General features: G+C 66.1%; 11 protein-coding genes. 10 read left to right on the top strand and 1 reads right to left on the bottom strand.

Annotated features, from left to right (window positions below):
* Positions 1-203: 203 nt before the first annotated feature.
* Positions 204-1,193 (top strand): LysR family transcriptional regulator, encoded by a 990-nt coding sequence (locus P3W85_RS19710; RefSeq protein ID WP_276266043.1) that lies wholly within the window; start codon positions 204-206, stop codon positions 1,191-1,193.
* A gap of 88 nt (positions 1,194-1,281) precedes the next feature.
* Here the strand turns inward: P3W85_RS19710 and fur are convergent, their stop codons facing one another.
* Positions 1,282-1,713, bottom strand: coding sequence for a ferric iron uptake transcriptional regulator (gene fur / locus P3W85_RS19705; protein WP_017225105.1), 432 nt, complete (start codon positions 1,711-1,713; stop codon positions 1,282-1,284).
* 200 nt (positions 1,714-1,913) lie between these two features.
* Here fur and P3W85_RS19700 point away from each other — a divergent pair, with 200 nt between their 5' ends.
* The 9 genes from P3W85_RS19700 to P3W85_RS19660 form a co-directional block, all read left to right on the top strand.
* Complete coding sequence (locus tag P3W85_RS19700; RefSeq protein ID WP_276266042.1) at positions 1,914-2,546, top strand: outer membrane protein assembly factor BamE; 633 nt, start codon at positions 1,914-1,916, stop codon at positions 2,544-2,546.
* A 62-nt stretch (positions 2,547-2,608) separates the two neighbouring features.
* Positions 2,609-3,406: a 4-hydroxy-tetrahydrodipicolinate reductase gene (gene dapB, locus P3W85_RS19695; RefSeq protein ID WP_276266041.1), complete on the top strand. Its 798-nt coding sequence runs from the start codon at positions 2,609-2,611 to the stop codon at positions 3,404-3,406.
* 145 nt (positions 3,407-3,551) lie between these two features.
* Positions 3,552-6,188: a leucine--tRNA ligase gene (leuS, locus tag P3W85_RS19690; RefSeq protein ID WP_276266040.1), complete on the top strand. Its 2,637-nt coding sequence runs from the start codon at positions 3,552-3,554 to the stop codon at positions 6,186-6,188.
* A gap of 48 nt (positions 6,189-6,236) precedes the next feature.
* Entirely contained in the window at positions 6,237-6,758 is a 522-nt protein-coding gene (gene lptE / locus P3W85_RS19685; protein ID WP_017228128.1) for an LPS assembly lipoprotein LptE, read from the top strand.
* Positions 6,759-6,820: 62 nt separating this feature from the next.
* Positions 6,821-7,861, top strand: coding sequence for a DNA polymerase III subunit delta (gene holA, locus P3W85_RS19680; RefSeq protein WP_017228129.1), 1,041 nt, complete (start codon positions 6,821-6,823; stop codon positions 7,859-7,861).
* A gap of 102 nt (positions 7,862-7,963) precedes the next feature.
* Positions 7,964-9,244, top strand: coding sequence for a glutamate-5-semialdehyde dehydrogenase (locus tag P3W85_RS19675; RefSeq protein ID WP_276266039.1), 1,281 nt, complete (start codon positions 7,964-7,966; stop codon positions 9,242-9,244).
* Positions 9,245-9,400: 156 nt separating this feature from the next.
* A complete protein-coding gene (locus tag P3W85_RS19670) occupies positions 9,401-9,823 on the top strand; it encodes a CopD family protein (RefSeq protein ID WP_276266038.1) in 423 nt (140 codons plus the stop codon).
* A 133-nt stretch (positions 9,824-9,956) separates the two neighbouring features.
* Entirely contained in the window at positions 9,957-10,562 is a 606-nt protein-coding gene (locus P3W85_RS19665) for a 2-hydroxychromene-2-carboxylate isomerase (protein WP_017228132.1), read from the top strand.
* A gap of 80 nt (positions 10,563-10,642) precedes the next feature.
* Positions 10,643-11,911, top strand: a 1,269-nt coding sequence (locus P3W85_RS19660) for a THUMP domain-containing class I SAM-dependent RNA methyltransferase (RefSeq protein WP_276266037.1), incomplete at its 3' end; no start/stop codon positions are given.

Below are 11,911 nucleotides of genomic sequence, written 5' to 3'. Positions count from 1 at the left end.
TCTCGGGTAACTGGCCGCCTATGGCGCCCAAGAGCCACCATCCTTGCGCTGGCGCAACCGCCGGCCCCTTGGTGGGGTGCAGAATCCCTATTCGGTCTCCGACTTTGCTCTTACACTGCTACAGTGCTAGAAAATACTGATGTGCGGCCAATGCAAGTGACGATCCAGTCATTCGCAATCTCCAATCCAACCTGGGTGAGATCATGGTGAATGTGGATACCAAGCTACTCGTGATTTTCACCGAGCTGCTCAGCAAGCGAAACGCGACCTATGTCGCGGAAAAGATGCATATGACCGCGCCGGCGGTCTCGCATTCGCTGGGTCGCCTGCGCGAGATCTTCGACGATCCGCTCTTCATCCGCGTGCCGCACGGCCTGACGCCGACGCCGCGGGCCCTGGAACTGGGGCCGAAGATTCGCGACATGCTTGACCTGTGGTCTTCGATCAACGAGGGCGATGCCGACAATTTCGATCCCGCGGTCGCTTCCGGCACACTGAATATCGGTTTTGCCGCCGAACTGGGCGATACGGTGTTCAATCGCTTCATCCTGCGTATCAAGCAACTGGCGCCGGAATTACATATCAAGCTGGTCGAATCCCACTCGTGGGAGTCGGATGTCGCCGCCATGCGGGGCAACGAGCTGGACCTGGCGTTCTCGCCGTTCCCGACCCGCCATCCGGAGATCGTCGAGGAGATGGTGACCTCGCTCAACCTCTGGGTCTGCGCGCGCAAGAACCATCCCGTGCTCAGGGGCACCTGCACGCTCGAGCAGTATCTCGATTGCGGTCATATCTTCATGGCGCATTCGGGAGGCAGCGGCCGTCCGGCCCCCTCGCTGATCCCGCTCGACTATGCCTTGCAGCAGCGCGGTCTCAAGCGCAATGCCACGCTGACGGTGCATTCCTGGCGCGCGCAATCCGAGCTGGCCGCGCAGACCGACCTGATTTTCACAGTCAATGCGCTGACCAAGGACATGGCCTGCGAAACCTACGGGCTCAAGGCCTTCCCCTTGCCGGCCGAGATCAATACGACGCTGGGGCTGAACATGTTCTGGCACCGCAGCCGCAACACCCATCCGATGCTGGTGTGGGCGCGTGGCCTGTTTCGCCAGGTCGTGGTCGAGTTCACCGGCGGGCAGGTCGCGGCGCGGGGCCTGCATCTCGTTGCCGAGCCTGATCAGCAGGAATCGTAGGATCGGCCTGAAATAAGAAAACCGGCGTCCCGCGCCGGTTTTTTCATGTGCTGCCGGTGATCGGGAGCGCCCGTGGCGCCTGCCGGGGCTAACGCTTCGGACGGAAAGCGCAGTCGGTCTTGATGCAGTTGCCGTACAGCGACAGCGCATGTTCCTGCAGCGCGAAACCACGTTCGCTGGCGATGCTTTGCTGGCGGCGCTCGATTTCGGAGTCGTAGAATTCCTCAACGCGGCCGCAGTCGATGCAGACCAGGTGGTCGTGGTGCTTGCCTTCGTTCAGTTCGAAGATGGCTTTGCCGGATTCGAAGTTATTGCGCGACAGCAGTCCGGCTTGCTCGAACTGGGTCAGTACGCGGTAGACGGTGGCAAGGCCGATGTCCATTTGCTCATTGAGCAGGATGCGGTAAACGTCTTCCGCGCTCAAGTGGCGCTGCTCGCTGGTCTGGAAGATCTCGAGGATCTTCAGACGCGGTACGGTCGCTTTAAGACCGATATTTTTGAGGTCCGCCGGACTCGGCATGGGCGTGACTCCCTAGAGTACAATGTCTGGATAATTGAATCATAAGGGTTTTGGCGGCAAAAGTCGCCCCGGTGGGTTGCCCGGGGCACGGCCACCTGCCCTAGGCTGCTCTTGCGGTGATGCATCGCTGCAGCCGTCTCGTGGCGAACGCCACGAATGCCGCAATCGGCACTTTCCTCTCCCTTCTAGAAGCGAGATACATGCGTTCATTTCGTTCGTCCGCCATGCGTCCGACGCTGGTTACCACTGTGCTGGCTGCTGCCACCCTGCTGACGGCAGCATGCTCCACTTATGACAGTACGTCGCGCACGATCGCCAATGCGATCACCCCGTACCGTATCAATATCGTGCAAGGCAACTTTGTCTCGCGCGAGGCCGCGTCCCAATTGCGCGAAGGCATGACGCGCGAGCAGGTCAAGTTCCTGCTCGGCACGCCGTTGCTGACGGATGTGTTCCACGGCAATCGCTGGGACTATGTGTTCTCGTTCCGCCGCGGCAATACCCCGGTGGTGCAACAGCGCCGCTACACGGTCTTCTTCGATGGCGACAAGCTGGTCAAGTTCGGCGGCGACGAATTGCCCTCGGAATACGAACTGATCGCCGAGATCGATGGCATGAAGGCCATGCAGGCGGGCCAGCACGTGGGGATCAAGTCGCGCAGCGATGCGGCGGTTGCCCCGGCGTCGGCTCCTGCCGCGGCCCCCGCCTCGGATGCCGCCGCCGCCCCGGCCGAGGCTGCCGCGCCTGCCGCCACCGCGCCGGAGGCAGGCAAGCCCGTCCAGGAGGCCGCCGCGACGGCCGCCTCCGGTGTTCCGGCCAGTCCTGCCAACTGAGCCGTCTCTCCCGATATGCCGGCCGCGCTGCGGCCGGCTTCCTTTTTGACTGCTGACAAGCCATGAATATCGCCATCGCAGGTGCCTCCGGCCGCATGGGCCGCATGCTGATCGAACACGTCCTCGCCACCGACGGCGTGACCCTGTCGGGCGCGCTGGATGTCCCGGGCTTGCCGGCCCTGGGCCAGGATGCCGGGCTGCTGCTGGGCCGCACCACCGGCGTGACCATCACCGCCGACATCGAAGCGGGTCTCGCCGGTGCCGACTGCCTGATCGATTTCACCCGCCCCGAGGGCACGCTGGCGCACCTGGCGGTGGCTACGCGCCTTGGCGTCAAGATGGTGATCGGCACCACCGGCTTCGACGACGCCGGCCGTGCCGCCCTGGCCGAGGCCGCAAAGCAGATTGGCCTGGTGTTTGCCGCCAACATGAGCGTTGGCGTCAACGCCACGTTCAAGCTGCTGGAAACGGCCGCCAGGCTGCTGTCCTCCGGCTACGACATCGAAGTCATCGAGGCGCATCACCGTCACAAGGTGGATGCGCCGTCCGGCACCGCGCTGGCAATGGGTGAGGTGGTGGCGAAGGCGCTTGGCCGCGATCTCAAGACCTGCGGCGTGTTCTCCCGCGAAGGCCATACCGGCGAGCGCGATCCCAACTCGATCGGCTTTGCCGCCGTTCGTGGCGGCGATATCGTGGGCGACCACACCGTGATGTTCGCCGGCATCGGCGAGCGCATCGAAATCACGCACAAGTCGTCCAGCCGCCAGTCGTACGCCGACGGCGCGGTGCGCGCGGCGCGCTTCCTGGCCGACAAGCCCGTGGGCCTGTTCGACATGCAGGACGTGCTGGGGCTGAAGTAGGCTCCCCGGCACGTCCTGCGCCGCCGGCACCGGCGGTTATAATCGGCTCTTTCGCCATTCCAGCGCAGGCGGGCGCCGCAAGGCCGCCCGCCGCTTATCTTTTCCACGCTTTCCGCCCGTCAACGCAGTTGCCGTTGTCCTGAACATGCAAGACAAATATCTGCCCTCCGCCGTTGAACAAGCCGCCCAGCAACACTGGCAAGCCATCGATGCCTACCGCGTGTCGGAAGAGGCGAAGCTGGCCGACGGCAGCGAGAAGCCCAAGTTCTATGCCTGCTCGATGCTGCCTTACCCGTCGGGCAAGCTGCATATGGGCCATGTGCGCAACTACACCATCAACGATGTGATGGCGCGCCACCTGCGCATGAACGGGCACAACGTGCTGATGCCGATGGGCTGGGATGCGTTCGGCATGCCGGCGGAAAACGCCGCGCTCAACAACGGCGTGGCGCCGGCGGCCTGGACCTACGACAACATCGCCTATATGAAGCGGCAGATGCAGTCGATGGGCCTGGCCATCGACTGGTCGCGCGAGGTTGCCACCTGCAGCCCGGACTACTACCGCTGGAACCAGTGGCTGTTCCTCAAGATGCTGGAGAAGGGCATCGCCTACCGCAAGACCGGTACGGTGAACTGGGATCCGGTCGACCAGACCGTGCTGGCCAACGAGCAGGTCATCGACGGGCGCGGCTGGCGCTCGGGCGCGCTGGTCGAAAAGCGCGAGATCCCGATGTATTACCTGCGCATCACCGACTACGCCGAGGAACTGCTTGGCGACCTCGATGGCCTGGGCTGGCCCGAGCGCGTCAAGATCATGCAGCAGAACTGGATCGGCAAGAGCGTGGGCGTGCGCTTCGCCTTCCCGCATGCCATCGCCGGCGACGACGGCAAGCCGATCGGCGACGGCAAGCTGTACGTGTTCACCACGCGCGCCGACACCATCATGGGCGTGACCTTCTGCGCGGTCGCCGCCGAGCATCCGCTGGCTGCCCATGCCGCCGCCGCCAATCCCGAACTGGCCGCCTTCATCGACGAGTGCAAGCACGGCTCGGTGATGGAAGCCGACATGGCCACCATGGAAAAGAAGGGCATGCCCACCGGTCTGAAGGTGGAGCACCCGATCACCGGCGAGCAGGTCGAGGTATGGGTCGGCAACTACGTGCTGATGAGCTACGGCGACGGCGCCGTGATGGGCGTGCCAGCGCACGACGAACGCGACTTCGCCTTTGCCGGCAAATACGGCCTGCCGATCAAGCAGGTCATCGACATGGTTGACGCCAAAAAGAGCCAGCCGTTCTCGACCGAAGCCTGGCAGGAATGGTACGGCGACAAGGAGCACGGCACCTGCATCCATAGCGGCAAGTACGACGGCCTGGACTACCAGGCCGCGGTGGAAGCCATCGCCGCGGATCTGGGCGCCAAGGGCCTGGGCGAGAAGAAGATCACCTGGCGCCTGCGCGACTGGGGTATCTCGCGCCAGCGCTACTGGGGCACGCCGATCCCGCTGATCCATTGCGAGGACTGCGGCGTGGTGCCGGTGCCCGAGCAGGACCTGCCGGTGGTGCTGCCGGAAGACCTGGTGCCGGACGGCACCGGCAACCCGCTGGCCAAGGATCCGCGCTTCCTCGCGTGCACCTGCCCGTCGTGCGGCAAGCCGGCGCGCCGCGAGACCGACACCATGGATACCTTCATCGATTCGTGCTGGTATTACATGCGCTATACCTGCCCGGACGCGGCCACCATGGTCGACGCGCGCAACGCCTACTGGATGCCGATGGACCAGTACATCGGCGGCATCGAGCACGCGATTCTTCACCTGCTGTACGCCCGCTTCTGGACCAAGGTCATGCGCGACATGGGCCTGGTCACGTTCAACGAGCCGTTCGCCAACCTGCTCACGCAGGGCATGGTGCTCAACGACACCTACTACCGCGAAGACGCAGCCGGCAAGAAGACCTGGTACAACCCGGCCGAGGTCGACGTCAGCACCGATGAGCGTGGCCGCCCGCTGGGTGCCGTGCTCAAGGCCGACGGCCAGCCGGTGGTGATCGGCGGCGTGGAAAAGATGTCGAAGTCCAAGAACAACGGCATCGACCCGCAGGCGCTGATCGACCAGTACGGCGCCGACACCGCGCGCCTGTTCGTCATGTTCGCCGCGCCGCCCGAGCAGCAGCTCGAGTGGAGCGGCTCGGGCGTGGAGGGCGCCTCGCGCTTCCTGCGCCGCGTGTGGAACTACGGCTATGCCAATGCCGAGGCGATCGCGGCGGGCGGCAATGGCGCGCCGGCCGGCGATGCCGACGCAGCGCTGCGCCGCGAGATCCACGGCGTGCTCAAGCAGGCCAACTACGATTACCAGCGCATCCAGTACAACACGGTGGTATCCGCCACCATGAAGATGCTCAACGCGCTGGAAGATGCCAAGCAGGCCACGCCGGCCGCGCGCCGCGAATGCCTGGGCATCCTGTTGCGCGTGCTGTATCCGGTGGTGCCGCACGTCACCCACGGCCTGTGGCAGGAACTGGGCTATGCGGCGCAGTTCGGCGATCTGCTCGATGCGCCCTGGCCGCAGGTCGACGAGTCCGCGCTGGTGCAAAGCGAACTCGAACTCGTGCTGCAGGTCAACGGCAAAGTGCGCGGCAGCCTCACGGTGCCGGCCGATGCCGACCGCGCCGCCATCGAGGCCATGGCCGTCGCCAGCGAGACCGTGGCCAAGTTCGCCGCCGGTGCCGCACCGAAGAAGATCGTGGTGGTCCCGGGCCGCCTGGTCAACGTGGTGCTCTGACGAGCGCTGGCCAAGTCCGTGATCAAGCCAATTAGGGAGCTGCCGAATATGGATCGACAGAAGCAGGATCGACCGCTGCAGGGCCGCCGCGCGGTCCTGGCTACGCTGCTGGTGGCCGGCCTGCTGGGCGGCTGTGGCTTTCACATGCGTGGCAACGCGGATTTCGCGTTCAAGAAGCTTTACATGAGCATTCCTGCCAACACGCTGATGGGCTCCGATCTGCGCCGCGCCATCCGCAACGGCTCGGATACCCAGGTCGTGGCCGACGCGAAAGACGCGGATGCCCTGCTCGACGTGCTGCAGGACACGCGTACCAAGACGGTGCTGTCGATCACCACCACCGGCGTGGTGCGCGAATACCGCCTGACGCAGCGCTTCACGTTCCGCCTGCGCAGTGCCGCAGGCGAGGAACTGATCGCGCCCTCGCAGCTGGTCCTCACGCGCGACCTGACCTACAACGAGGCCAATACGCTGGCCAAGGACTACGAAGAGCAGCAGCTCTATCGGGATATGCAGCGCGATATCGTGCAGCAGCTGATCCGCCGGCTGGCCGCGGTCAAGGCGATCTGAGCCAGGCGCAAGGCCTGGCTCGGGAGCCCAGCACGGCAAGGACAAAGGAACAGGCGCAAGGCATGCAGCTTAAGCTCGACGGACTCGAAGCCCACCTGCGCCAGGCCAAGGGACGCGGCCTGGCGCCACTTTACGTGGTGCATGGCGACGAGCACCTGCTGGTGCTCGAGGCAGTCGATCGCCTGCGCCAGACAGCGCGCGAGTCCGGCTTCACGGAACGCGAGGTGCTTTCGTCCGAGCGCGGCTTCAACTGGGGGCAGGTGGTCCAGGCGCAGCAATCCATGTCGCTGTTCGGCGACCGCAAGATCGTCGAGTTGCGCATTCCCTCCGGCAAGCCCGGCAAGGACGGTGGCGAGGCGCTGCGCGCGGTGGCTGCCCAGCCTTCGCCGGATGTGGTGATGCTGATCACGCTGCCGCGGCTGGACTTCGCCACGGCAAAATCGGCCTGGTTCCAGGCACTGGAAGCGGCCGGGGTATCGATCAAGGTCGATTCCATCGACCGCACCCGGCTGCCGGCCTGGGTCGGCGAACGGCTGGCGCTGCAGCAGCAGCGGGTCGAGTCCGGCGAACCGGGGCGCAAGGCGCTGCAGTTCATCGCCGACAAGGTCGAGGGTAACCTGCTGGCCGCCCACCAGGAAATCCAGAAACTGGGCCTGCTCTATCCCGCCGGCTCGCTGACCTTCGAGCAAGTGCACGATGCGGTGCTCAACGTGGCCCGCTACGATGTCTTCAAGCTCTCCGAGGCCATGCTTGGCGGCGACGTGCCGCGCCTGGTGCGCATGCTGGAGGGCCTGCGCGGCGAGGGCGAGGCCACGGTGCTGGTGCTGTGGGCGCTGACCGAGGAAATTCGCGTATTATCCAAGGTCCGGCAAGGGTTGGCCGCGGGCAAGCCGATTGGCGTGCTGACGCGCGAGCTGCGTATCTGGGGCCCTCGCGAAAAGCTGGTGCCGCAGGCCGCGCAGCGCCTCTCGCTGGCGCAGCTGGAGACCGCGCTGGCGATGGCCGCCAAGCTGGACCGGCAGGTCAAGGGGCTGCGCGCCGAGGGCATGCCGGCCGAACCCTGGGACGGCCTGCTGCAGCTGGCGCTGACCATCGCCAGGTAGGCTGCGGCACGCCCGGTCGCCAGGGATCGCCGCTTGCCTGCATTGCCAGCCGTTGCCGACAGAAAAATCACGCATTGAGGGCCGGGTCGCCTGGCCAGGAATATGAACGAGCTCGATCTCAAGCAGTATATGGACCGCGTCGGCCAGCAGGCCCGCGCCGCCTCGCGCGCCATGGCGCGCGCTTCCACCGCCGACAAGAACCGCGCGCTGCTGACCATCGCCGCTGCCATCCGGCGCGACGCCGCACACCTGAAGGCCGTCAATGCCGGCGATGTCGAGCGTGCCCGCGCCAATGGCCAGGACGCCGCCTTCGTCGACCGCCTGACGCTGTCGGACAAGGCCATCGACACCATGGCCGCGGGCCTGGAGCAGATCGCCGCGCTGGCGGACCCGATCGGCGAGATCAGCAATATGAAATTCCGCCCCACCGGCATCCAGGTGGGCCAGATGCGCGTGCCGCTGGGCGTGATCGGCATCATCTACGAGTCGCGTCCCAACGTGACCATCGATGCGGCCGCGCTGTGCCTGAAGTCGGGCAATGCCACCATCCTGCGTGGCGGCTCCGAGGCCATCGATTCCAACACCGCGCTGGCTGCGCTGGTCGCCGAGGGCCTGGCCGCCGCCGGCCTGCCGCCCGAGGCAGTGCAGGTGATCTCGACCACGGACCGCGCCGCGGTCGGCCGGCTCATCACCATGACCGAGTACGTCGACGTGATCGTGCCGCGCGGCGGCAAGAGCCTGATCGCCCGGCTGATGGAAGAAGCCCGGGTGCCGATGATCAAGCACCTGGACGGCATCTGCCACGTCTATATCGACGCCGACGCGGACCTGGAAAAGGCCGTGCGCGTCTGCGACAACGCCAAGACCCAGCGCTACGCCCCGTGCAACACCATGGAGACCCTGCTGGTCTCGCGCGATGTCGCCGCCGCGGCGCTGCCGCCGCTGTGCCGCATCTACCAGGAGAAGGGCGTGGAGCTGCGCGTGTGCGCCGCCACCCGCGCCACGCTGGAAGCCGCCGGCTTCACCGGCCTGGTCGACGCCACCGAGGAAGACTGGCGCCTGGAATACCTGGCGCCGGTGCTGGCGATCCGCACCGTGGCCGGGCTGGACGAGGCCATTGCCCATATCAATACCTATGGCTCGGCGCATACCGATTCCATCATCACCGAGAACTACACCGCCGGCATGCGCTTCCTGCGCGAGGTCGATTCGGCCAGCGTGATGATCAATGCCTCGACGCGCTTCGCCGATGGCTTCGAGTACGGCCTGGGTGCCGAGATCGGCATCTCCAACGACAAGCTGCACGCGCGTGGCCCGGTCGGGCTGGAAGGCCTGACCTCGCTGAAGTACGTGGTGTTCGGCCACGGCGAGATCCGTACCTGAGCGGGTAGGCAGGGCGGGGCCGGCCAGGCGCCTGGGCCCCCGCCGGCTGCCGGCAGGCGCGGGGTGTCGCTGCACGCCCTGGCCGCCCCGGCTTGCCGGGGAACGCCGTTTTGCATCCCCACCGTTCCCGCGGGAACACAACTTCATGGAAGCCAGATGCTCTGGGTCAAAGCGCTGCACATCGTCTTCGTCGTCTCGTGGTTCGCCGGCCTGTTCTACCTGCCCCGCATCTTCGTCAATCTCGCCATGGAGCGCGAGCCGGCCAGCATGCAGCGCCTGTTGTTGATGGCGCGCAAGCTCTATCGCTTCATGACCATGCTGGCGGTGCCCGCGCTGGTGTTCGGGCTGTGGCTGTATATCGGCTACGGCATCGGGCGCGGCCCCGGGCAGGGCTGGATGCATGCCAAGCTGGCGCTGGTGCTGGTGCTGATCGGCTACCACCACGGCTGCGGCGTGCTGCTGAAGAAGTTCGAGGGTGGCGGCAATACGCGCTCGCATACCTTCTATCGCTGGTTCAACGAACTGCCGGTGCTGGTATTGCTGGCGGTAGTGATCCTGGTGGTGGTGAAGCCGTTCTGACGGTGGCCGGCCAGCACCCCGCGCAGCCCGGGCTTTTCCCGCATCGTCGCCAGTCTCCAGTTTTTAGTCTCCACTTCGTTATTCACATCGTTTCACGCGCGTTGTCTCGCGTCACCCCAGTCCAGAGGACATGATGAGCAAGCAGGTCGACTACTATTTCACCCCGCAATCGCCTTTTGTCTACCTTGGCCACGCCCGCTTCACCGCGCTTGCCGCGAAGCATGGCGTGCAGGTCAATCTCAAGCCCTGCGACCTCGGGCGCGTGTTTTCGGTCTCGGGCGGACTGCCGCTGGCGCAGCGCCCGCCGCAGCGCCAGTCCTATCGGCTGGTCGAACTGGCCCGCTGGAGCGAGTTCCTCGGCGTGCCGCTCAACCCGCAGCCGACCTACTTCCCGGTCTCGGGCGATGCCGCCAGCAAGCTGGTGATTGCCGCGCAGCTCGCGCACGGCACCGCCCGCGCGATGGAGCTGATCGGCACCATCGGCCGTGCCCTGTGGGCCGAGCAGCGCAATATCGCCGATGCCGCCACGCTGGCGCAGCTGGTCGACGGCATCGGGCTCGATGGCGCGGCGCTGCTCAAGGCCAGCGAGGCGCAGGCCGTGCAGGCCGCCTATGCGCAGCACACCCAGGATGCGATCTCCGCCGGCGTATTCGGCGCGCCGTGGTACGTTTATGAAGGCCAGCCCTTCTGGGGCCAGGACCGTCTCGACTTCCTCGACCGCGCACTCGCGGCGGGCTGAAGTCCCGGGCGCGGTACACTGCGCGCTATCCGACCCCGTCCGCCACGGCGGACGTTTTTGTTTGCAGGAATTCCCAAGCCATGTCCCAAGCCTTTTTTGCCCCTTGCCCGCGCGGTCTCGAGAGCGCACTCGCCGAAGAGTTGCGCGAGATCGCGGCGCGGCCCGGACTGGCCGCTATCGCGCCGATCCAGGTCCACCGTGAAATGCCGGGTGGCGTCACGTTCTCGGGCGAAATGGCGGCGGCCTATGCCGTCAACCTGCACTCGCGCATTGCCAGCCGGGTGCTGATGCGGGTGGCCAACCGCGGCTACCGGCGCGAAGACGATATTTACGACCTGGTGCGCGCCCAGCGCTGGGACCAGTGGTTTTCACCGGCCGAGACGATGCGGGTGGACGTGACTTCGCACCGTTCGCCGCTGCAGAGCCTGAACTTCATCGCGCTGCGCATCAAGGACGGCGTTTGCGACGCCATGCGCGAGCGTACGGGCGAGCGCCCGAGCGTGGATACCGTGAGTCCGGATGTGCGGATCTATGCCCACCTGACCGAGCACGATTGCACGCTATACCTCGATACCTCGGGCGAGCCGCTGTTCAAGCGGGGCTGGCGCATGGAAAAGGGCGAGGCGCCGCTGAAGGAAAACCTGGCCGCCGGCATCCTGCGGCTGGCCGGCTGGGTGCCGGGCCAGACCGAGCGTCCTTTCTACGATCCGATGTGCGGCAGCGGTACCTTCCTGGTGGAAGCCACCCAGGTGGCGCTCGGCCTGGCGCCGGGAGCCCAGCGCAGCTTCGCCTTCGAATGGCTCAAGGGCGTCGACAACAAGGCCTGGCAAGCCTTGAAGGCGGGCGCGCAGGCCGATGCCGAGGCGGCCCGCAAACGCGTCGCAGCGGAAGCGCTGGAGATCGCCGGCAGCGATATCTCCACCGACCTGCTGTCGATGACGGAAGCCAACTGGCAGCGCGCGGGCCTGCCCGGCGAGGCGCGCTTGAAGCAGGTGGACGCGCGCTTCGCGCAACCGCCTTTCGCGGCGCCCGGCATCCTGCTGATGAACCCGCCGTACGGCGAGCGGATCGCGGTGCGGGGGGAGCGCCGCCGCCCGCTGGACGAAGCGCTGGTCGACCAGATCGACGACGAGGCCGCCAACCAGTTCGCCGGCGCCTTTGCCACCACGCTCAAGCAGAATTTCGCGGGCTGGCAGGCCTGGATCTTCACGGGCGACCTGTCGCTGCCGCGCCGGCTGCGGCTCAAGGAGTCGCGCCGCACGCCGCTCTACAACGGCAATATCGAGTGCCGGCTGTTCCGTTTCGATATGGTGCGCGGCGGCAACCGCAGCGCGCCGGCCCAGCCCGAG

Source organism: Cupriavidus basilensis, assembly GCF_029335485.1.
Classification (GTDB): domain Bacteria; phylum Pseudomonadota; class Gammaproteobacteria; order Burkholderiales; family Burkholderiaceae; genus Cupriavidus; species Cupriavidus basilensis_E.
The sequence above is the reverse complement of the archived record's forward strand: the minus strand, read 5'-3'. Positions and strand labels throughout refer to the sequence as shown.

Coding starts and splice junctions, on each gene's coding strand:
- fur (WP_017225105.1), bottom strand. CDS start 1,713: ATGCCGAGTCCGGCGGACCTCAAAAATATCGGTCTTAAAGCGACCGTA.
- P3W85_RS19710 (WP_276266043.1), top strand. CDS start 204: ATGGTGAATGTGGATACCAAGCTACTCGTGATTTTCACCGAGCTGCTC.
- P3W85_RS19675 (WP_276266039.1), top strand. CDS start 7,964: ATGAACGAGCTCGATCTCAAGCAGTATATGGACCGCGTCGGCCAGCAG.
- P3W85_RS19670 (WP_276266038.1), top strand. CDS start 9,401: ATGCTCTGGGTCAAAGCGCTGCACATCGTCTTCGTCGTCTCGTGGTTC.
- lptE (WP_017228128.1), top strand. CDS start 6,237: ATGGATCGACAGAAGCAGGATCGACCGCTGCAGGGCCGCCGCGCGGTC.
- dapB (WP_276266041.1), top strand. CDS start 2,609: ATGAATATCGCCATCGCAGGTGCCTCCGGCCGCATGGGCCGCATGCTG.
- holA (WP_017228129.1), top strand. CDS start 6,821: ATGCAGCTTAAGCTCGACGGACTCGAAGCCCACCTGCGCCAGGCCAAG.
- P3W85_RS19665 (WP_017228132.1), top strand. CDS start 9,957: ATGAGCAAGCAGGTCGACTACTATTTCACCCCGCAATCGCCTTTTGTC.
- leuS (WP_276266040.1), top strand. CDS start 3,552: ATGCAAGACAAATATCTGCCCTCCGCCGTTGAACAAGCCGCCCAGCAA.
- P3W85_RS19700 (WP_276266042.1), top strand. CDS start 1,914: ATGCGTTCATTTCGTTCGTCCGCCATGCGTCCGACGCTGGTTACCACT.